The organism is Micromonospora sp. 050-3, assembly GCF_046549335.1.
In the GTDB taxonomy this organism is placed as follows: domain Bacteria; phylum Actinomycetota; class Actinomycetes; order Mycobacteriales; family Micromonosporaceae; genus Micromonospora; species Micromonospora trifolii.
Map to the genome: position 1 here is coordinate 2,041,804 of NZ_JAJPVX010000001.1, position 20,864 is coordinate 2,062,667.

Sequence of the window (20,864 nt, forward strand, 5' to 3'; positions counted from 1 at the left end):
CGCGGCAACCGGGCGGGTCGTCGATGTCCGGCCACCCACGCGGCTCCCCGGCTTACCCGTTCCCGAGGCGGTCAACCGTGGGCCGGCCCCCGGCGATGGTGCGGTCGACCCTCGACAGGTGATTTCATGGCGCCATGGCGAACCCGGTGATCCTGACCGTCGACGACGACCCCGTGGTGTCCCGGGCGGTGGCCCGGGACATCCGGCGCCGCTACGGCGACCGCTACCGGGTGTTGCGGGCGTCCTCCGGGCCGGAGGCGCTGGACGCGTTGCGCGAGGTCAAACTGCGCGGCGAGCAGGTGGCGCTGTTGCTGGCCGACCACCGGATGCCGGAGATGACCGGGGTCGAGTTCCTGGAAGCGGCCATGGACATCTTCCCGGCCGCCCGCCGGGTGCTGCTCACCGCGTACGCGGACACCGACGCCGCGATCGAGGCCATCAACGTGGTCGACCTGGACCATTACCTGCTCAAGCCCTGGCACCCGCCGGAGGAGAAGCTGTACCCGGTGGTCGACGGGCTGCTGGAGGCGTGGGCGCTCACCCCGGACGCGGCCAGCGCGGAGATCCGGGTCGTCGGGCACCGCTGGTCGGCCCCGTCGTTCAAGGTCCGCGACTTCCTGGCCCGCAACCTGGTGCCGTACCGGTGGCTGTTGTCCGACGATCCGGAGGGCGTCCGGTTGCTCGACGCGGCCGGGGCCACCGAGGCGGACGTACCCCTGGTGGTGACGCCCGAGGGCAAGGCGTTGGTCGCCCCGAGCGAGGCCGAGCTGGCCGCGCTGGCCGGGTTGACGGTGGTGCCGGCGTGTGACTTCTACGACCTGGTGGTGATCGGCGGCGGGCCCGCCGGTCTCGGCTCGGCGGTGTACGGCGCGTCGGAGGGGCTGCGCACCGTGCTCGTGGAGCGGCGGGCGACCGGTGGTCAGGCCGGGCAGAGCAGCCGCATCGAGAACTACCTGGGTTTCCCGGACGGTGTCTCCGGCGCGCAGTTGACCGATCGGGCCCGGCGGCAGGCGGTCAAGTTCGGCGCCGAGCTGCTCAGCGCCCGGGAGGTGGTCGGTCTCAGCGAGGCCGGCGGCGCCCGGCTGCTGCGCTTCGGCGACGGCAGCGAGATCGCCGCGCACACAGTGGTGCTGGCTACCGGCGTGTCGTACCGGGTGCTCGACGCCCCGGGGCTGGCCGACTTCACCGGACGCGGGGTGTTCTACGGCGCCGCCGCCACCGAGGCGCCGAGCTGCGTCGAGCAGGACGTCTACATCGTCGGCGGGGCCAACTCCGCCGGCCAGGCGGCGGTCCACTTCTCCCGGTACGCGTCGAGGGTGCACCTGCTCATCCGTGGTGCGGACCTGACCGCCTCGATGTCGCGTTACCTGATCGACCAGCTGGAACGGATCGACCGGATCACAGTGCACCCGTACACCGCAGTGGTCGGCGGGGCGGGGGAGGGCCACCTGGAACGGCTCACCCTCTGCGACACGCGCACCGGGGAGGCGCGCTCGGTCGACACCTCCTGGCTGTTCATCTTCATCGGCGCGGAGCCCCGCACCGACTGGCTGGACGGGGTGCTGGTCCGCGACCAGCGTGGTTTCATCGTGACCGGTCCGGATCTGCTCGCCGGGGGGCGGCGGCCGGCCGGCTGGTCGCTGTCGCGCGACCCGTACCACTTGGAGACCAGCGTGCCGGGCGTGTTCGCCGCCGGGGACGTGCGGGCCGAGTCGGTCAAGCGGGTCGCCTCGGCCGTCGGCGAGGGTGCGATGGCAGTGTCGCTGGTGCACCGATACCTGGAGGCCCAATGAGCACGGATAGTGACCGGCTGACACCGGCGCAGTTGCGCACCCTGTTCCTGTTCGAGTCCCTCGACGAGGGGCAACTCGAGTGGCTGGCCGAGCGCGGCCGGGTCGAGCAGCGTGCCGGGGGCACCCTCGTGTACGCCGAGGGGGAGCCGGGGACCTGCTTCTTCGTGCTGGTGCGCGGGGCGGTGGCGCTGAGCCGCCAGGTGCGCGGCGACGACGTCGAGGTCAGCCGCACCGACCAGCGCGGCGTGTACGGCGGGGCGGTCCAGGCGTACCTGGGTGACCAGGTCGACCAGATCTACCGCAACAGCATGCGGGCGGTGGTCGACTCGGACTTCTTCGTGCTGCCGGCGGAGGACTTCGCGTACGCCCTGCGGTCCTGGTTCCCGATGCCCATCCATCTGTTGGAGGGGCTGTTCCTCGGCCTGCGGAACAGCCAGGTCATCGTCGGCGAACGGGAGCGGCTGTTGGCGCTCGGTTCGCTGTCGGCGGGGCTGACCCACGAGCTGAACAACCCGGCCGCGGCGGCGGTGCGGGCCACCTCGGTGCTGCGGGACCGTGTCGCCGGGATGCGGCACAAGCTCGCGATGGTCGCCGACGGCCGGCTCGACGGCAGGGCCCTCCATGGCCTCGTCGCGTTGCAGGAGGAGGCGGTCGCCCGGGTGGCCACCGCGCCGAAGTTGACCCCGATGGCCACCGCCGACGCCGAGGACACCCTCACCGACTGGCTGGAGGACCATGGCGTCGGCGGGGCCTGGGACCTGGCGCCGATCCTGGTCGGCGGTGGGCTCGACGCGGCCTGGTTGGCGCAGGTCAAGGCCGCGGTCGGTGCCGCGGACCTGGAGGCGGCGGTGCGTTGGCTCACCTACACCGTCGACACCGAGCTGCTGATGCGTGAGATCGGCGACGCGGTCACCCGGATCTCCGGGCTCGTGGACGCCGCCAAGCAGTACTCGCAGCTGGACCGCGCGCCGCACCGGGTGGTGGACGTGCACGACCTGCTCGACGCCACGCTGGTGATGTTCAAGGGCAAGATCCCCGCCGAGGTCAAGCTGGTCCGCGAGTACGACCGGGACCTCCCACCGGTCCCGGCGTACGCGGCCGAGCTGAACCAGGTGTGGACCAACCTGATCGACAACGCGTTGGGCGCGATGGGGGAGAAGGGCGTGCTGACGGTCCGCACCGGGCGGATCGGCGACCAGTTGGCGGTGGAGATCACCGATACCGGGCCGGGCATCCCGCCGGAGGTGCGTCCGCGCATCTTCGAGCCGTTCTTCACCACCAAGCCGGTCGGCGCGGGCACCGGCCTGGGGCTGGACATCTCCTACCGGATCGTGGTGCACAAACACCACGGCGACATCCGGGTGGAGACCGAGCCCGGCCGCACCACCTTCCGGGTCCTACTGCCCATCACCGAGGGCGCACCGGACTGAAGCCCCCGCGCACCCCGCGCCCCGGTGCCCTCCCCGCGCCGATCTTGCAGTTTCGGTCGTCGATATGCGCGGGGACGCCATTGATGCCGGGACAGTAATTGCAAGATCGCGGGGAGGGGTGGGGTGGGGCTGGTTAGGCGGGGTGGGTGGGGGTTAGGAAGTCGGCTAGTACTCGGGTGTGGGTGGAGAACGCCAGCTCGACCGGGTCGGTGAGCACCAGCCACTCCGTCGCCTCCTCGGTCGGCGCCGACGGTGGCAGGTCCTCGGCCGCCCGCTCGGGCAGCACTCCGAAGACCATCATCGTGCCGCCCGCCGGCGCCCCGTGCACCGCGAACAGGCGGGCGTCCTCGGCCGCCGCGATCAGGCCGGTCTCCTCCCGCAGCTCACGCACGAGTGCGTCGGACCACTCCTCGCCGTACTCGATGAAGCCGCCGGGCAGCGCGAGCAGGCCGCGGGCCGGCTCGATGTCCCGGCGGACCACCACCACTCCCAGGCCCTCGGCGGTGCGGACCGGCAGCACCGCGACCGCCACCGGCAGCGGGTTGCGCCAGACGGTCTCACCGCAGACCTCGCAGACTCGCGGCCATCCGGCGGCCGGCGGGTAGGCGGCGCCGCAGTAGGAGCAGTGCGAGTACGGCGTGCCGGTCATGCCGCAGCACGTTACTCCGATCCCCGCCCAGCCCGCCGCACCGCCGCCTCGTCGCGCGCTCAGGCTGCCGGGTCGCCCGTGTAGAAGGCGGTGGTGCGTTCGGCGGCGGCCTTCGCCTCGTCGGCGTCGGTGCCGGCGGCGATGCTCGCTTCGCACCACAGCTGGCTGCTCAGCTCCATGGCCCGTCGTCCCTCGGCGGAGGCGGTCCACTCGGCGCCCTGTTCCGGGGTGATCCCGCTGCCGTCGCCGGCCAGGTGCGAGGCGAGGCCGAGCAGCCCGAGGTCCCAGCCGACGCCGACCGCGCCCGGCCCGAACTGGGCCCACCGGTCCTGGTCGACGTGCGCGATGTGGTCCAGGTCGAGGCGGGCCCGCTCGTCGCCGACCGGGGTGACCCGCACCTCGATCCAGCTCACCTCGCCGCCCATTTCCCAGGTGGCGGCGAAGCGGTGCGGCGGCTCGCAGCTCTCGACGGTGCCGTGGGCGTTGCCCTGGAGCTGGTACGTGCCGCCCAGCCGCAGGTCGCCGGAGATCGGCAGGAACCAGCGCGGGATGCGCTCGGCGCTCGTGCACGCGTCCCACAGATCCTCGGCCGTCGCCTGGTAGGTCTGGCTGATCGTGGTGACCCGCGCCTCACCGGCCTCCAGGGTGCGGCTGCCGACCTTCCGCTGGACGGCGTTGATCTGCTCGGTGGCGTCGAACATCAGGTGTTCCTCTCGTCGGGTGGATCGGCGGGTCCGCGCAGCCGACGCTCACGTCGGCCGCGGGCCAGCTCGGTGGCGAGTGCCGCCAGGGGTGGGGCCCAGAACCGGCGGAAGTGCTCCAGCCAGCCGTCGACCTCTCGCAGTGGGCGTGGGTCGACCGCGTAGAGCCGCCGGGTGCCCTCCGGCCGCACTGTGGCGAAGCCGTTGTCGCGCAACACCTTGAGGTGCTGGGACACGGCGGGCTGGGAGATGCCGAACTCCTCGCGGATGGCCGCGCTGACCGCACCGGCGGTCTGCTCGCCGTCGGCGAGCAGCTCCAGGATGCGGCGCCGGACCGGATCGCCCAGCACGTCGAAGGCGTGCACGACGACAGTTGTATCACTGACGGCTTATTTAAGCCAGGTCTGATACTCCGATGAGCTTGTCCAGCCGGATCGGCAGCTCCCGGATCCGTACGCCGGTCGCGTGGTGCACGGCGTTGGCGACCGCCGCTGCGGCGCCGACGATGCCGATCTCGCCGATGCCCTTCACTCCGGCCGGGTTCAGCTCGTCGTCGCGTTCGTCCAGCCAGTACGCCTCAATGGACTCCACGTCCGCGCAGCCGGTGATGTGGTAGGTGGCCAGGTCGTGGTTGACCCAGTCGCCGTACCGCTCGTCGAGCAGGCCCTCCTCGTGCAGCGCCATCGACAGCCCCATCGTCATGCCGCCGATGAGCTGGCTGCGCGCCGTCTTGGGGTTCACCACCCGCCCCGCCGCGAAGACCCCGAGCATCCGGTTCAGCCGTACCTCGCCGGTGTCCGCGTCGACCCGCACCTCGACGAACTGCGCCCCGTACGCGTACCGGGGCAGCGCGGGCTGCCCGCCCACCTCCTCGGTGGTGTCCGCCTCGGCGGTCACCTCGCCGGTCGGCGGCCCGCCGTCGCGCAGCTTCTCGCGCAGCGCCTGTGCGGCGCGTATCACCGCCCAGCTCCAACTGGCGGTCCCCATCGAGCCGCCGGCCAGCGCCGCCGTCGGCAGCGCGCTGTCCCCGATGTGGATCTCCACTCGCTCCGGCGGCACCCCGAGCGCGTCGGCGGCCACCTGCCAGATCGCCGTCCGGGCGCCGGTGCCGATGTCGGTGGCGTTGATCTGGACCAGGAAGCTCCCGTCGGGTCGGGCGGTGGCCGTCGCCGTGGACGGCCGGGCCCGGGCCGGGTAGCTCGACCCGGCCACGCCCGTCCCGATCAGCCAGCGCCCGTCGCGCCGGGACCGGGGCGACGGATCACGGCCGGCCCAGCCGAACCGCTGTGCGCCCTCGCGCAGGCAGGCCACCAGGTTGCGGCTGGTGAACGGGCGCCCCTGGTCGGGGTCGACATCGGTGTCGTTGCGGATGCGCAGCTCCACCGGGTCCATGCCGAGGGCGATGGCCAGCTCGTCCACCGCGGACTCCAGGGCGTACGCGCCGGGGCACTCGCCCGGGGCGCGCATCCAGAACGGCGTGGGCACGTCGAGGCGGACCACCCGGTGCGTGGTGCGGCGGTGCGGTGCGGCGTACATGCTGCGGGTGTAGACGGCGGTCTGCTCGGCGAACTCCCGGACGGTGGAGGTCTGGCTGATCGCGTCATGGCAGATGGCGGTGAGCCGGCCGTCGGTGTCGGCGGCGAGGCGGACCCGCTGGATGGTGGGAGTGCGGTACCCGACCGGCCCGAACAGTTGCTGGCGGGTCAGCGCCAGTTTGACCGGGCGGTCCACGTGCCGGGCGGCGAGGGCGGCCAGCACCACCGAGGCCTTGGCGAACCCCTTGCTGCCGAAGCCGCCGCCGACGTGTTCGGCGACGACACGGATCGACTCCGGTGGCAGCTCGAACAGCTCGGCGAGGGTGGCGCGTACCGGCGTCGCGCCCTGGGTGGAGTCGTGCACCAGGAGCTGACCGTCGTGCCACTGCGCGGTGGTGGCGTGCGGTTCCATCGGGTTGTTGTGGTACGCCGGCGTCCGGTAGGTGACGTCCACCCGCACCGGGGCGGCCGCGTACCCGGCGTCGAAGTCGCCCTCGGCGGTGTCCGTCGGATAGCTGGGGTTGACCTGGTCCGGCTTGTACAGGCCGGGATGGTCGTCGGTGAGCACCGTGCTGTGCGGGCCGGTGTCGTAGTCGATCCGGACCAGCCGGGCGCCCTCGCGGGCCGCCTCCAGACTGGTGGCCACCACCACGGCGACGCACTGCCCCCGGTAGTGCACAGTCGGCTCCTGCAACAGCCGCAGCTCCGGCTGCGGGCCGGGGGCCATCCGGGGCGCGTTGCCGTGGTGCATCACGGCCAGCACGCCGGGCGAGGCCAGCGCCTCCGTCGTGTCGATCCGGGTGATCCGGCCCCGCACCACCGTCGACGGCACCGCCCAGCCGTAGCTGACCCCGTCCATCGGGTACTCCACCGCGTACCGGGCCGTGCCGGTGACCTTCGCCGGGCCCTCCAGCCGGGGGTACGCCCGCCCGACCGCCCCGGTGCTCACGACGACGCCAGTTCGGTGAGCGCCCGCACGGTGATGGCCCGGGTCAGTGGCAGCTTGAAGCCGTTGTGCCGTAACGGACGCGCCTCGGCCAGCTCGGCGTCGGCGGCCCGTGCCGCCAGCTCCGGGCTGAACGGACGACCACGCAGCTCCTCCTCGGCCCGGTACGCCCGCCACGGCCGGTGCGCCACCGCCCCGTACGCCAGCCGCACGTCGCGGACCACGTCCCCGTCGAGGTCCAGCATCGCGGCCACCGAGCCGGCGGCGAAGGCGAACGAGGCACGGTCGCGCACCTTGAGGTACGTCGAGCGGCGCGCGGCCGGTAGTGGCGGCAGCCGGACGGCGGTGATCAGCGCGCCCCGGGCCAGTGTGGTCTCCCGTTCCGGGTGGGTGCCGGGGGAGCGGTAGAACTCGGCGATCGGGATGTCGCGGGGGCCGTCGGCGTCGTGCACCTCCACCACAGTGTCGAGGGCGGCCAGCGCGACGGCCAGATCGGACGGGTGGGTGGCCACGCACTGCTCGGACCAGTCCAGCACCGCCAGGTCGCGGTTCTGGCCGTGCAGGGCGGCGCAACCGCTGCCCGGCTCCCGTTTGTTGCACGCCTTGCTCGTGTCCTGGTAGTAGACGCAGCGGGTGCGCTGCAACAGGTTGCCGCCGGTGGTGGCCATGTTGCGCAGCTGCCCGGAGGCGGCGGCGAGCAGGGCGCGGGCCAGCACCGGGTAGTCGCGGCGTACCACCGGGTGGGCCGCGAGGTCGCTGTTGCGGACCGTCGCGCCGATCCGCAGCCCACCGTCGGGCAGCTCCTCGACGGTGTCCAGCGGCAGCCGGGTCACGTCCACCAGCACGTCGGGGCGCTGCACCCCGAGCTTCATGAGGTCCACCAGGTTGGTTCCGCCGCCCAGGTAGGCGGCCTGCGGTTCGGCCGCCAGCACGGCGACCGCCTCGGCCACGTCGGCGGGCCGGTGGTAGCGGAACGCCCTCACGAGGACGCCGCCGTCTCGCGCACGGCCGCGACGATGTGCGGGTACGCGGCGCAGCGGCACAGGTTGCCGGCCATCCGCTCGCGGATCTCCGCGTCGGTCAGCTCGACGGGCGTGTTCAGGTCGCCGGTGACGGCGCTGGGCCAGCCCCGGGAGACCTCGTCGAGCATGCCACGGGCGGAGCAGAGCTGCCCGGGGGTGCAGTAGCCGCACTGGAACGCGTCGTGCGCGATGAAGGCGGCCTGCAACGGGGACAGCTCGTCCGGACCGGCCAGCCCCTCGACGGTCACCACCGACTGGCCGTCCACGGTGACCGCGAAGACCAGGCAGCTCTTCACCCGACGGCCGTCGAGCAGCACCGTGCAGGAGCCGCACTGGCCGTGGTCGCAGCCCTTCTTCGCCCCGGTCAGGTCGAGGTGCTCGCGCAGCGCGTCGAGCAGGGTGGTGCGGTTGTCCAGGGTCACCTCGCGGGACGCGCCGTTGACCTCGACCGTCACCCGGGACGAGTGGCGCTCGTCGATCGTCGTCGCGTTCTCCAGTCCGCCCTGCACCGGCCCAGACTAGCTTTGTCGGTATATCTCAGGGCGAATAACGCAAAGCCCTTCGTACGGGGGGTGACGACGGTGACCGCCGGACTGCTGCTCGCCGCCGGCGCCGGGCGGCGCTTCGGCCGGCCGAAGGCGCTGGTCGAGCTGGACGGCGAGCCGCTGGTGCGGCGCGCGATCCGGCTGCTCGGCGACGGCGGCTGCGCACCGGTGCACGTGGTGCTCGGCGCGGGCGCCGACGAGATGCCCGACCTGCCCGGCGCGGTGCCGGTCCGACACGATCGCTGGTCCGACGGGCTGGGCTCGTCGCTGCTGCGGGGCCTGGCCTCGCTGCCGGCCGCCGTGCCGGCCGCCGTCGTGGTCCTCGTCGACCAGCCGCTGCTCAGCCCGGACGCGGTGCGCCGGGTGCGCGCGGCGTACGCCGACGGCGCTGTCGTCGCTGTCGCCACCTACGCCGGCCGACCCGGGCACCCGATCCTGCTGACTCGACGAGCCTGGCCGCTGCTGAGCGGGTACGCCGTCGGCGACCGGGGCGCCCGCGACCTGCTGCGCGACCGTCCGGATCTGGTGGTCGAGGTGCCCTGTGACGACGTCGGCTCCCCGGTCGACGTGGACACCCCGGCCGACCTGCTCCGACTCCGCCCGGTCAGCGACGGGTCAGCCAGCGGGGCAGCCCCTCGCTGGTGACAGCGTGATAGGTGATCATGACGATGACGCCGATCAGGCCCAGCAGCGGGCTGACGAACCAGCCGAGCAGCCCGCTGAGCCCGTAGAGGATCAGGCCGGTGACCGGTCGCAGCCGCTGCGTTCGCACGTACTCGGGGCTGACCCGGCGCTCCAGCAGCGCCGGGTGGCGGTGCAGGTAGCCGAAGAACACCAGCCAGGGTGCCGACATCAGGGCCGCTGCCAGCGCGTACAGGGCGACGGCCGCGCGCTGGTCGTCGGTGTCGCCGTGGGTGAACGCGGACGCCAGCACCGCGGTGGGGAAGGGGATGATCACCGCGCCGAAGAGCACTCCGAGGTTGATCCAGCTCAGCGTGAGCGTGGTGCTGCGGATCAGCCGCAGCAGCGCGTGGTGGTTGAGCCAGAGCACCCCGATGTAGACGAAGGACACCACGAAGGCCAGGTAGGAAGCGCCCTCGCCGAGCAGGCCGGTGAGCAGCTCGCCCTCGTGGTATTCGGGCACCCGCAACTCGATCACCAGCAGCGTGATGACGATGGCGAAGACGCCGTCGCTGAAGGCCGTCATCCGGTCGGTGGCGGAGACTCGCCCCTGGGGATCGGGCTGCTCGACCTCGTCGGGTGCTGCGGACATTGCCGCAGGCTAGCCACCCGGCAACACGGTAGGTGGCGGTTTCGCCCGATCGGAACGGGAACGGCCGCCCGGGGTGTCGACACCCCGGGCGGCCGCTCGCACCGCCCCCGTTCAGGCCACCGGCGTCGCGGTGCCGGTGGCGCGGGCGAGCCGCTGGTGGGCACGGATCAACTCGGCGTAGCGCAGACCGCTGGCCTTCATCGTCCGGCGCTGGGTGGCGTAGTCGACGTGCACCAGCCCGAAGCGCTTGTCGTAGCCGTACGCCCACTCGAAGTTGTCCAGCAACGACCAGACGAAGTAGCCGTCCAGGGGGACCCCTCGGGCCACCGCCGACGCGCACGCCGCCAGGTGCTGCTCCAGGTGGTCGGTGCGTTCCTTGTCCTCCACAGTGCCGTCCGGGGTGACCTCGTCCGGCCACGCCGAGCCACTCTCGGTGACGATGATCCGGGCCGGCCGGTACTCCTCGTGCACGTCGACGAGCAGCCGCTCCAGGCCCGCCGGGTACATCTCCCAGCCCATCGCGGTCTCCACCGAGCCCGGCACCGGCACCTGCCGGACGTACGGGGCCGCGCCGGTCGGGTCGTCGACCACCAGCTGACGGAAGTAGTAGTTCACCCCGAGGAAGTCCGTCGGCGTGGCGATCACCGCCAGGTCGTCGCCGCGTACCGGCGGCTCGACCCCGTAGGTGGCGATCATGTCGGCGGGGTAGCCGCGCCCGTGGATGGGGTCCAGCCACCACCGGTTGACGTGCCCGTCGGCCCGGCGGGCCGCAGCGACGTCCTCGGGTCGGTCGGTCGCCGCCTCGATGGGGCTGAGGTTGAGCACCAGGCCCACCGAGGCCGGCCGGGCGGCGTTGGCGCGGATCGCCTGGGTGGCCAGACCGTGGCCGAGCAGCACGTGGTGCGAGGCGTGCACCGCGCGGGTGAGGTCGCGCTCGCCGGGGGCCATCCGCCCCTCCAGGTGCCCGATCCAGCACACGCAGAGCGGCTCGTTGACAGTGTTCCAGTCGGCGACCCGGTCACCGAGGCGGCCGGCGACCACCGCCGCGTAGTCGGCGAACGCCTCGGCGGTGGCGCGCTCCGGCCACCCGCCCCGGTCCTGAAGAACCTGCGGCAGATCCCAGTGGTAGAGCGTGACGAACGGCCGGATCCCGTCGGTGAGCAACGTGTCGACGAGCCGGTCGTAGAAATCCAGCCCGGCGGCGTTGACCCGCCCGACGCCGTCGGGCATCACCCGGGGCCAGGCCACCGAGAAACGGTACGCGTCCACGCCGAGTCGACGCGCCAGCGCCAGGTCCTCCGGCCACCGGTGGTAGTGGTCGCACGCCACCGCGCCGGTGTCGCCGTTGTCGACGTTGCCGGGGGTCGCCGAGAAGGTGTCCCAGATGGACGGCGCCCGGCCGTCGACGTCGACGGCCCCCTCGATCTGGTACGCCGCCGTGGCGACACCCCAGAGGAAGTCGGGTGGCAGCTTGGACAGGTCGGGCACGGGACGGTTCTCCTCTGGGGTTGGATGACTCACTTGACCGCGCCGGCGGTGAGGCCGGCGACGAAGTAGCGCTGTAGGGCCAGGAACCCGACGACGACCGGGATGCTGACCACCAGCGAGGCGGCCATGATCTGGTTCCAGTAGACGTTGAACTGGGTGGAGTAGCCCTGGAGGCCGACGGCCAGGGTGCGGCTACCCTCGTCGGTCATCACCGAGGCGAAGAGCACCTCACCCCACGCGGTCATGAACGCGTACACGGTGACCGCGACAACGCCGGGCACGGCGGCCGGCAGGATGACCTGGAACAGGGTGCGCAGCGGACCTGCGCCGTCGACCTGCGCCGCCTCGTCCAGACCCCGGGGGATCGAGTCGAAGTAGCCGACCAGCATCCAGATCGAGAACGGCAGCGAGAAGGTCAGGTACGTGATGATCAGGCCGGTACGGCTGGCGTACAGCTCGATGCCGGTGGCGTTGCCCAGGTTGACGTAGATGAGGAACAGCGGCAGCAGGAACAGGATGCCGGGGAACATCTGCGTGGACAGCACCGTCACCGAGAAGACACCCCGACCGCGGAACCGGTACCGGCTCACCGCGAACGCGGCGAAGATGGCCACCGCCACCGAGCAGATCGCCGCGATGCTGGACACCACCAGGCTGTTCACCAGGTACCGGGCCAGCGGCACTGTGCTCCACATGTCGATGAACGGTTGCAGGGTGGGCCGGCTGGGCCACCAGGTGAAGCCGTTCTGCACGTCCTGCAACGGCTTAGCCGCCGAGGTGACCATCACGTAGAGCGGGATGACGACGAAGAGGGTGAGCAGGGTCAGCACGATGCGCCGGCCCCAGCGCTCACCGGCGGTCTCACGCATGGTCGTCCCTCCGACGGTTGGTGATCAGCAGGTACGCGGCCGAGACGATCAGCAGGAACAGCAGCAGCGCCACCGACATCGCCGATCCGGAGCCGAAGTCCCAGGTCTTGAAGGAGCTGCGGTAGATGTGGATGGAGATCAGGTCGGCCTGCTCCGGCGCGGAGCCGCCGAACAGCACGAACGGGGTGTTGAAGTCGTTGAACGTCCACAGGAACAGCACCAGCAGCAGCACCAGGTTGACCGGCCGCAGCATCGGCAGGGTGACCGAGCGCAGCCGACGCCAGAACCCGGCGCCGTCGATCGCGGCGGCCTCGTACAGCTCGCCGGGCACGTTCTGCAACCCGGCCATCAGACACAGGAACGCGAACGGCCAGTTGCGCCAGACCGACACCACCAGCAGCGACCAGAAGCTGTTGTCGCCGATCAACCAGAACGGCCGTTCGTTCATCAGCCCGAGCTGGTCCACGAGCACGTGGTTGACCAGGCCGGTGTCGCGTTGCAGCAGGAAGCTCCAGGTGATCACGGCGGCGTAGACCGGCAGCGCGTACGGGGTGAGGAACAGCGCCCGCAGGATCGCGCGTCCACGGAACGGCCGTTGCAGGACGACCGCCGCCGAGATGCCGAGCAGCCAGGCGAACCCGACCGAGAGCAGGCTGTAGGCCAGGGTGACCCAGAACGAGTGCAGGAGTTCCTTGCCGGCGGCGCTGTTCAGGTCGAGCGTCGCCCGGTAGTTCTCCAGCCCGATGAAGGGCGCGGTGGACCAGTCGCGGATGTGGAACTGGGTCAGCTCCAGCAGGCTCATCCAGACCCCGACGACCATCGGGATCACGTGGATGGCGAGTTCCAGCACGACGGCCGGTGCGAGCAGCAGGTACGGCAGGAGCGAGCGGCGGGGGCCGCGGGGCCGGCGGGCCGGCCCCCGGGCCGGCGACCCGGCCCGGGGTTCGCGCCGGTCGGCGTCCGGCGCGGTGGTGCTGGTTGCCATCGGGGTCCTCTCGGAGGTGGTGGCCGTGGCCGGGCTCAGCGCCCGACCACGGCCACCGGTGACGCCTGGGTCAGCGCATCTTCTGCTGCGCGTCGGTCAGCTTGGCCTTCACCGACGCCTCGGTGACCGGCTTGCCGCTGGCCGCGTCGGCGAACAGCTCCTTCATCGCCGTGCCGACCAGGGTCTCGAAGGTGCTCTCGTCGGGCACCTGCGGCAGCGGGGCCGCGGTCGTGACCAGGGTCTCCTGGATGGTCTTCTGCTCGGTGGCGCTGAACGCCGGGTCGGAGGCCGCGGTCTTCACCGCCGGCAGCGAGCCGTACGTCTTGTTGAGGATCGTCTGCTCTTCGTCGCTGGTCATGAACTTGACGAAGCTCAGCGCGCCGTCCTTGTTCTTGGTGTGCTTGAAGACCGCCATGTTGATCCCGGCGACCATGCTGTTGACCTTCTTGCCGCCGGCCGGTGGGCTGGCCAGGAACGGCACCGGGGCCACCCCGTACGCGTCGGCCGGCATGTTCTGCGTCTTCAGGTTCGACCCGGCGGACTGCCACAGCAGCATGGCGGCCTTGCCGTTGGCGAAGTCGGAGACCGACTGGTTCTGCGCGTACTCGGCGTTGCTCGGGTTGGTGATCTTGTCGGCGGCCATGAAGTCGATGTACCGCTTGATCGCCGAGACGTTCTGCGGGGTGTCGAAGGTCGGCTTCCCGGCCGAGTCGAACCACTCGCCGCCGTACTGCTGGCTGAACGTGAAGGCGTGGTGGGCGTTCTCCGACGGGTTGGCACCCTCGATCGCCAGGCCCCACTTGCCGCCGGTGCTCAGCTTCTTGCCGTACTCGGCGAGTTGCTCCCAGGTGGTCGGCGGTGCGGTGATGCCAGCGTCGGCGAACGACTTCTTGTTGTAGTACAGGCTGTACGCCATGCTGTAGAGCGGCACGGCGGCCGGCGGCTTGCCGGGGGCGCCGGCGGCGGCGAGCGCGGCGGGCACGATCCGGTCCTTGCCGCCGACGGCCTGCAGGGTGGCGTCGTCGAACTCGACCAGCGCGCCGGTGGCCTGCAACGACGCCGACCAGGTGTTGCCGATGTTGACCACGTCCGGGCCCTTGCCGGAGGCGGCGGCGGCCAGCAGGCGGTTGAGCAGATCCGACCAGGGGACCACCTCGACGGTGACCTTGATTCCGGTCTGCTTCTCGAACTTGTCCAACTCCGGCTGGAGGGTGGTCTTGTCGGCCTCCAGGCTGGCGCCCTGGTTGCTGGCCCAGTAGGTGAGCGTCTTCGGCGACGCGGCGGAGTCGTCGCCGGAGCCTCCGCAGGCGGTCAGCGAGGCGGCCGCCAGTACGGCGGCGGTGAATATCCCGAGGTGTCGTCTCGACACGGGTCAGCCCTTCCGGTGCGTGGTGGGGGTCCGCCGGCCTTCGTCACCGATAGGGGTCGGGCGACGGGGGCCGGCTGCGGACAGGGTTCGGGGGTGCGCCGTCGGGGTCCGTCGGCGTTTCCCGGGAGTTACATCACGGCTTAATTTATGTCGTCATTAAAGTTGCTGGCCGGTGGGTCGTCAAGCACGAGGCGGTTACAGTCGCCTCGAACGGCCGACGGGAACGAGGTGACGAGTGGAGCTGGCGCGTGCCACCAACCGCAGCGTGCGGTTGCGCAACCGGTCCGCCCTGCTGACCAAGCTCTTCCTGGACGGCCCGCTCACCCGGCAGGACCTGGTGCGCAGCACCGGGCTGAGCCAACCCGCGGTCAGCAACGTGGTGGCCGACATGATCGACGAGGGGCTGGTCGCCGAGGCCGGCGCCGCCGAGTCCGACGGCGGCCGGCCCAGCATGCTGCTGCGGATCGCGCCCCGCTTCGCCTTCGTGATCGGCGTGGACGTCGGCGAGACCCGGGTCCGGGTGGAGTTGTTCGACTTCGCGATGACCCTGCTGGCCAGCGTCGAGTACCCGCTCGACCCGGCCCGCACCGAGCCCGACCTGGTGGCCGGGCACGTGCTGGCCGGCATCGACGCGGTCACCGGCCAGGCCGGGGTGACTCCCGGCGACGTGCTCGGCGTCGGCATCGGCGTCTCCGGCGTGGTCGAGCAGGGCACCGAGGCCGTCGTGCACGCCCAGGCCCTCGGCTGGGACCGGGTGCCGCTGGAGCGTCTGATCGGCGCCGGCACGGACCTGCCGCTGCACATCGACAACGGCGCGAAGACCCTGGGCCAGGCCGAGATGTGGTTCGGCGCCGGCCGGGGCGCCCGGCACGCCGTCTTCGCGCTTGTCGGGTCCGGGGTGGGCGCGTCGGTGGTGACCAACGGCGCCACCTACCGGGGCGCGTCCAGCAGCGCGGGGGAGTGGGGGCACACCACTCTGGTGTACGGCGGCCGGGTCTGCCGGTGCGGCGCGCGCGGTTGCCTGGAGGCGTACGTCGGGGCCGAGGCGATCATCGACCGCTACCGGGAGGCGCGGCGGGGTCGACCGGTGCCGGGCGAGGACGAGGAGTCCCAGATCGCCGCGCTGGTCGCCGCCGCCGAGACCTCGGCCACCGCCCGGCGGGTGCTGGAGGACACCGCCGGCTACCTCGGCGCCGGGGTGGCCAACCTGATCAACCTGTTCAACCCGGAGCGCGTGGTGCTCGGCGGCTGGGCGGCGATGGCCCTCGGCGACCTGCTGCCGGCCGTGCGCGAGGCCGCCGGTCGGCAGGCGCTGCGCCAGCCGTACGAGCAGGCGTCGATCGAGCTCTGCCGGCTCGGGGTGGACGCTGTGGCGTTGGGCGCGGCAACCCTCCCGATCGCCCGCTTCCTCACCGAGGGTGGCGTCCGCCGCTGAGCGGGGTCGACGTCAACGCCGCCGGCAAATTACGCAAAAAAGATCCTCGGGATAAATAACGAAGTTATAGATCGATGTCTTGACGCCGTCGCAATCTCGCCGCAACACTCCTACGAGAGCGCTCTCCCTCCCGCGACGCCGCATCGGCGGCACCACCCACGGCGCCACGGGGCGAGCCGATCCCATCCACGCGGCACCCCCCCGTACCCCCTATCGACAGGCGATGTCATGACATCTCGTGCAACATCCGTACGCCCGCGTCCTCGACGCGTCGTCCGGCACCTGCTGGTCGGGCTCACAGTGGCCCTGGTCGCGGCGCTCACCCCGACCGGTGCCACCACACCCGCACAGGCCGCCCCCACCCTGCTGTCCCAGGGTCGCCCGGCCACCGCCTCGTCCACCGAGAACGCCGGCACCCCGGCCTCCGCGGCCGTGGACGGCAACACCGGCACCCGCTGGGCCAGCACGTTCAGCGACCCCCAGTGGCTCCAGGTCGACCTGGGCGCCCGGGCCACCATCAGCCAGGTGAACCTGCTCTGGGAGGGCGCCTACGGCCGGGCCTTCCAGCTCCAGACCTCCGACGACGGCGCCACCTGGACGACGATCTACTCGACCACGACCGGCACCGGCGGCACCCAGAACCTCACCGTCACCGGCGCCGGCCGCTACGTTCGGATGAACGGCACCGCGCGGGGCACCGGCTATGGCTACTCGCTCTGGGAGTTCCAGGTGTACGGCGAGACCGGCGGCAGCACGCCGACCTGCGGCAGCACGAACGTCGCGCAGGGCAGCCCGGCGACCGCCTCGTCCAGCCAGGACGCCGGCCTCGCGGCATCCGCGGCGGTCGACGGCAACCCGGGCACCCGCTGGGCCAGCGCCGCCAGCGACCCGCAGTGGCTGCGCGTCGACCTCGGCAGCACCCGCACCATCTGCCGGGTGGTGCTCACCTGGGAGGCCGCGTACGCCCGGGCCTTCCAGCTCCAGACCTCGGCCGACGGGGCCACCTGGACGACGATCTATTCCACCACCACCGCCACCGGCGGCACGCAGTCCCTCACCGTCACCGGCAGCGGGCGCTACCTGCGGGTGTACGGCACCGCCCGGGGCACCGCCTACGGCTACTCGCTCTGGGAGCTGGCGGTGAACACCACCGGCGGCACCAGCGAGCCACCGGTCGGCACCACCGACCCGTACAACCCCAACCTCGGGCCGAACACCTTCGTCTTCGACCCGAGCACCCCGACGTCGACCATCCAGAGTCGACTGAACACCCTCTTCACCCAGCAGGAGACCAACCAGTTCGGCCCGCAGCGCTACGCGGTGCTGTTCAAGCCCGGCAACTACACCGCCGACGTCAACCTTGGCTTCTTCACCCAGGTTGCCGGCCTCGGCATGAGCCCGGACGACGTCAACCTCAACGGCCACGTCCGCACCGAGGCGTTCTGGTTCGGCGGCAACGCCACCCAGAACTTCTGGCGGGCCGCCGAGAACCTGTCGGTCACCCTGCCCGCCGGGCAGACCGTGGAGCGCTGGGCGGTGTCCCAGGCTGCGCCGTACCGGCGGATGCACCTGCGCGGCGCGCAGAACCAGATCCAGCTGTGGAACGGTGGTGACGGCTGGTCCAGCGGTGGCCTGATGGCCGACACCCGCATCGACGGCCTTGTCGTCTCCGGCTCGCAGCAGCAGTGGTACTCCCGCAACAGCGAGTTCGGCAACGGCTGGACCGGCTCGGTCTGGAACATGGTCTTCCAGGGTGTCAACGGCGCTCCCGCGCCGAGCTTCCCCAACCCGTCGCACACAGTCATCCCGCAGACCCCGCAGGTACGGGAGAAGCCGTTCCTCTACGTCGACGGCACCGGCGAGTACCGGGTCTTCGTGCCGGCACTGCGCACCAACTCGACCGGCACCAGCTGGTACAACAAGACCCCGGCCGGGTCGTCCATCTCGCTGTCGCAGTTCTTCGTGGTCCAGCCCGGCACCAGCGCCGCCACCATCAACGCGGCCCTCGCCCAAGGGCGGCACCTGCTCTTCACCCCGGGCGTGCACCACGTCACCGAGCCGATCCAGGTCAACCGGGCCGACACTGTCGTCCTCGGTCTCGGCCTGGCCACCATCCAGGCCGACAACGGCGCGGTGGGCATGCGGGTGGCCGATGTGGACGGCGTGAAGGTGGCCGGCATCATGTTCGAGGCCGGTACGACGAACTCGCCGGTGCTGATGGAGGTCGGGCCGTCCGGCTCGTCAGCGAGCCACGCCACGAACCCGACCTCGCTGCACGACGTGTTCTTCCGCATCGGCGGGCCGCACGTCGGCAGGGCCACCAACACGCTGACGGTCAACAGCGACAACGTGATCGGTGACCACATGTGGCTGTGGCGGGCCGATCACGCCGCCAGCGGCGTACCGACCGGGTGGACGCTGAACACCGCCGACACCGGGCTCACCGTCAACGGCGACAACGTCACCATGTACGGCCTCTTCGTCGAGCACTACCAGAAGTACCAGACCATCTGGAACGGCAACGGCGGGCGGACGTACTTCTACCAGAACGAGCTGCCCTACGACGTGCCGAACCAGGCGGCCTGGATGAACGGGTCGACCCGGGGCTACGCCGCGTACAAGGTCGCCGATTCGGTGACCAGTCACCAGGCGTTCGGGTTGGGTAGCTACAGCTACTTCAACGTCAACCCCGCGGTGGTCGAGGAACGGTCCTTCGAGGTGCCCACCAACCCGAACGTGCGCTTCACGAACATGGTCACCGTCTCGCTCGGTGGCGTCGGCACCATCAACCGGGTGATCAACAACGCCGGTGGCACAGCGAACGCGGCCAACCAGACGGTGTACTTGACCACCTACCCCTGACCGGGGCGCCCGCGGCGGCCCGGTCCTGCGTGACCGGGTCGGCCGGGTAGCACCCTGGGCCGTGGCCGGCCCGGTCCCGCCGAGACCGGGCCGGCCGCGGTCGTGCCGCTCAACCGGTGAGCACCTCGGCCGCCGCCCGTTCACCGGCGCGCACCGCGCCCTCCAGGTAGCCACTCCAGCGAGTGGCCGTCTCGGTTCCCGCCCAGTACACGCGCCCCACCGGCGCCCGTAGGTGCGGGCCGTACGTGCGCCACGTGCCCGGGGTGAGCGCACCGGAGAAGCAGCCCCGGGTCCACTCGTCGGCCGACCAGTCGTGCTCGACGAGATCCACCGGGTCCTCGGCGCGTGGCCCGACCACGCTGGCGAACGCCTCCAGCAGGCATTGCCGACGCCGCGCGGGGGACATGCGACGCAGCATGGCGGCGTCCGTGGAGTAGCTGAAGCCGGTCAGCACCCCGAGCGGCGCGGTCGGGGTGGAGTTGTCGACGGTCTCGGTGAGCGGACCGGCGCTGCTGGTGGCCACCCCGGAACGCCCGTCGGCACGCCAGAACGGCTCCGGGTAGACGGCGTGCACCTTCAGCGCCGAACCCATCGGCATGCGCTGCGTGAGCCCGTCCCGCAGCGCGGGCAGCGGCGGGTCGTACCGGATCCGGCCGGCCAGCGCCGGGGCCAGCGCGACCACCACGGCGTCGCCGTCGACGCGCCCGGTGTCGGTCCACGCCGTCGCGCCGTCGACTGTCTGTTCGATGGCCCGCACCGGCGCGGCCAGCGTCAGCGCGCCCGCCGGCAGGGCGGTGGCCATCCGTTCGGCCAGCGCCGGCGGACCGCCGACGATCCGGTCCTGCTGCGCGCCGCCGGCCATCCCCAGCAACGGCCCGATCCCGCCGGCGCTGCGCAGGTAGAACAGCAGGTGCAACAGGGACAACTCGTCCGCGCCGGTGGCCAGCAGCCCGCCGGCGAGCAGCCGCCCCAGGTAGTCGGCGGTGTCGTCGTCACCGGCCGTGGTGGCGAGCCACCCGCCGAGGGTCGTCCGGTCCCACAGTGCGGCCTCCGGCGTGGCCCAGGGTGCGGCCGGGTCCAGTCGTGCGGCGTACTCGTCGAGCAGGCCGAGCACCCGGCCCACCTGCTCCGGCGGCTCGGCCCGGCGCTCACCGGCCCAGAGCACTGTGGGCGCGCCGACCGATGCCGAGGCGAAGGTGGCCAGCCCGTGCTCGGCGACCAGCGCGTACATCCGGTCCTGGGTCGGACCGATCCACTGCGCCCCGAGGTCGAGTTGGGTGAGCTCGGGCAGCCACCGGGTCAGCACGCGACCGCCCACCCGGTCGCGGGCCTCCAGCACCCGCACCTGGGCGCCGGCGCGGCTCAGCGCCAGCGCGGCCGCGAGACCGGAGAAGCCGGCGCCGACCACTACCACCCGCAAGCCGTCGACCACACCGGGGTCTACCCACAACCGTCGCGGGCATGACTACCGGCTCCGGTCGCGCCACACACCGGGGCCGGGCCGGCCGCCGAGAAATTTCTGCCGGCCTGTCGATTCGGGCGGCGGCCGATCGTGTGGAGGATGAGAGGTCGGCGACGGGCCGGCCGCCCGTGAGGAGGAACGATGACGCGCTACCTGCTGAGCATCCACCAGCCGCAGGGTGAGCTGCCGCCGGAGCCGGAGTTCCTGGCCGGGGTGATGCGTCAGCTCGGCGAGCTGCGCGACGAGTTGGCGTCCACCGGGTCGTGGGTCTTCGGGCAGGGCCTGCACGGCCCGGAGACCGCCACCGTGCTGCGTCCCCGCGACGGCGAGGTGCTCATCACCGACGGACCGTTCGTGGAGGGCAAGGAGTACCTGGGCGGCATCACCATCATCGACGTGCCGGATCTGGACGCCGCCCTGCACTGGGGTCACCGCTACGCGCTGGCCACCACCCTGCCGATCGAGGTGCGCCCCTTCCAGGGTGGGGCTGGGAACTGACA

General features: G+C 71.8%; 18 protein-coding genes. 6 read left to right on the forward strand and 12 right to left on the reverse strand.

Annotated elements, in window-relative coordinates; translation table 11 throughout:
* Nucleotides 1–134: 134 nt before the first annotated feature.
* Together ACLJOK_RS09195 and ACLJOK_RS09200 are read left to right on the forward strand one after the other, a co-directional pair.
* A complete protein-coding gene (locus tag ACLJOK_RS09195; protein ID WP_410817590.1) occupies nucleotides 135–1,793 on the forward strand; it encodes an FAD-dependent oxidoreductase in 1,659 nt (552 codons plus the stop codon).
* Nucleotides 1,790–3,223 (forward strand): ATP-binding protein, encoded by a 1,434-nt coding sequence (locus ACLJOK_RS09200; protein ID WP_410817591.1) that lies wholly within the window; start codon nucleotides 1,790–1,792, stop codon nucleotides 3,221–3,223. Before ACLJOK_RS09195 ends, ACLJOK_RS09200 begins: the two co-directional genes overlap by 4 nt.
* A gap of 133 nt (nucleotides 3,224–3,356) precedes the next feature.
* Here ACLJOK_RS09200 and ACLJOK_RS09205 read toward each other — a convergent pair whose 3' ends face one another.
* Genes ACLJOK_RS09205 through ACLJOK_RS09230 form a run of 6 tightly spaced genes read right to left on the reverse strand, consistent with a single transcriptional unit; the run spans nucleotide 3,357 to nucleotide 8,531 of the window.
* Entirely contained in the window at nucleotides 3,357–3,872 is a 516-nt protein-coding gene (locus tag ACLJOK_RS09205) for an NUDIX domain-containing protein (protein WP_410817593.1), read from the reverse strand.
* 59 nt (nucleotides 3,873–3,931) lie between these two features.
* On the reverse strand, nucleotides 3,932–4,573 hold the full coding sequence (locus ACLJOK_RS09210) for an SRPBCC family protein (RefSeq protein ID WP_410817594.1): 642 nt from the start codon (nucleotides 4,571–4,573) through the stop codon (nucleotides 3,932–3,934).
* Complete coding sequence (locus tag ACLJOK_RS09215) at nucleotides 4,573–4,938, reverse strand: ArsR/SmtB family transcription factor (protein WP_410817595.1); 366 nt, start codon at nucleotides 4,936–4,938, stop codon at nucleotides 4,573–4,575. Before ACLJOK_RS09215 ends, ACLJOK_RS09210 begins: the two co-directional genes overlap by 1 nt.
* Nucleotides 4,939–4,966: 28 nt before the next feature.
* Nucleotides 4,967–7,057, reverse strand: coding sequence for a xanthine dehydrogenase family protein molybdopterin-binding subunit (locus ACLJOK_RS09220; RefSeq protein WP_410817596.1), 2,091 nt, complete (start codon nucleotides 7,055–7,057; stop codon nucleotides 4,967–4,969).
* The gene (locus ACLJOK_RS09225) at nucleotides 7,054–8,037 is read right to left on the reverse strand and encodes an FAD binding domain-containing protein (RefSeq protein WP_410817597.1); all 984 of its coding nucleotides are present in this window, start codon (nucleotides 8,035–8,037) and stop codon (nucleotides 7,054–7,056) included. Before ACLJOK_RS09225 ends, ACLJOK_RS09220 begins: the two co-directional genes overlap by 4 nt.
* A complete protein-coding gene (locus ACLJOK_RS09230; RefSeq protein ID WP_410819297.1) occupies nucleotides 8,034–8,531 on the reverse strand; it encodes a 2Fe-2S iron-sulfur cluster-binding protein in 498 nt (165 codons plus the stop codon). The genes ACLJOK_RS09225 and ACLJOK_RS09230 overlap by 4 nt, the downstream gene beginning before the upstream one ends.
* A gap of 126 nt (nucleotides 8,532–8,657) precedes the next feature.
* Here ACLJOK_RS09230 and ACLJOK_RS09235 point away from each other — a divergent pair, with 126 nt between their 5' ends.
* Nucleotides 8,658–9,266 carry an NTP transferase domain-containing protein gene (locus tag ACLJOK_RS09235; RefSeq protein ID WP_410817599.1) on the forward strand — a complete coding sequence of 203 codons (609 nt, stop codon included), beginning with the start codon at nucleotides 8,658–8,660 and terminating at the stop codon, nucleotides 9,264–9,266.
* On the opposite strand, the gene ACLJOK_RS09240 is transcribed toward ACLJOK_RS09235, so the two are convergent.
* From ACLJOK_RS09240 to ACLJOK_RS09260, 5 genes are all read right to left on the reverse strand, one after another.
* On the reverse strand, nucleotides 9,226–9,894 hold the full coding sequence (locus tag ACLJOK_RS09240; protein WP_410817601.1) for a TMEM175 family protein: 669 nt from the start codon (nucleotides 9,892–9,894) through the stop codon (nucleotides 9,226–9,228). The two genes, ACLJOK_RS09235 and ACLJOK_RS09240, sit on opposite strands and share 41 nt — an antisense overlap.
* Nucleotides 9,895–10,005: 111 nt before the next feature.
* Entirely contained in the window at nucleotides 10,006–11,382 is a 1,377-nt protein-coding gene (locus tag ACLJOK_RS09245; protein WP_410817603.1) for a GH1 family beta-glucosidase, read from the reverse strand.
* A 29-nt stretch (nucleotides 11,383–11,411) separates the two neighbouring features.
* On the reverse strand, nucleotides 11,412–12,251 hold the full coding sequence (locus ACLJOK_RS09250) for a carbohydrate ABC transporter permease (RefSeq protein ID WP_410817605.1): 840 nt from the start codon (nucleotides 12,249–12,251) through the stop codon (nucleotides 11,412–11,414).
* On the reverse strand, nucleotides 12,244–13,236 hold the full coding sequence (locus tag ACLJOK_RS09255; protein ID WP_410817608.1) for a carbohydrate ABC transporter permease: 993 nt from the start codon (nucleotides 13,234–13,236) through the stop codon (nucleotides 12,244–12,246). Before ACLJOK_RS09255 ends, ACLJOK_RS09250 begins: the two co-directional genes overlap by 8 nt.
* A gap of 70 nt (nucleotides 13,237–13,306) precedes the next feature.
* The gene (locus tag ACLJOK_RS09260) at nucleotides 13,307–14,605 is read right to left on the reverse strand and encodes an ABC transporter substrate-binding protein (RefSeq protein WP_410817611.1); all 1,299 of its coding nucleotides are present in this window, start codon (nucleotides 14,603–14,605) and stop codon (nucleotides 13,307–13,309) included.
* 235 nt (nucleotides 14,606–14,840) lie between these two features.
* On the opposite strand from ACLJOK_RS09260, the gene ACLJOK_RS09265 reads away from it, so the two are divergent.
* Entirely contained in the window at nucleotides 14,841–16,040 is a 1,200-nt protein-coding gene (locus tag ACLJOK_RS09265) for an ROK family transcriptional regulator (RefSeq protein ID WP_354942821.1), read from the forward strand.
* Between the two features lie 228 nt (nucleotides 16,041–16,268).
* The gene (locus ACLJOK_RS09270; RefSeq protein ID WP_410817613.1) at nucleotides 16,269–18,902 is read left to right on the forward strand and encodes a discoidin domain-containing protein; all 2,634 of its coding nucleotides are present in this window, start codon (nucleotides 16,269–16,271) and stop codon (nucleotides 18,900–18,902) included.
* Between the two features lie 109 nt (nucleotides 18,903–19,011).
* Here ACLJOK_RS09270 and ACLJOK_RS09275 read toward each other — a convergent pair whose 3' ends face one another.
* Nucleotides 19,012–20,334 (reverse strand): flavin monoamine oxidase family protein, encoded by a 1,323-nt coding sequence (locus tag ACLJOK_RS09275; RefSeq protein WP_410817615.1) that lies wholly within the window; start codon nucleotides 20,332–20,334, stop codon nucleotides 19,012–19,014.
* A gap of 171 nt (nucleotides 20,335–20,505) precedes the next feature.
* Between ACLJOK_RS09275 and ACLJOK_RS09280 the strand changes: the two genes are divergently transcribed.
* The gene (locus ACLJOK_RS09280) at nucleotides 20,506–20,862 is read left to right on the forward strand and encodes a YciI family protein (RefSeq protein ID WP_410817617.1); all 357 of its coding nucleotides are present in this window, start codon (nucleotides 20,506–20,508) and stop codon (nucleotides 20,860–20,862) included.
* Nucleotides 20,863–20,864 lie beyond the last annotated feature (2 nt).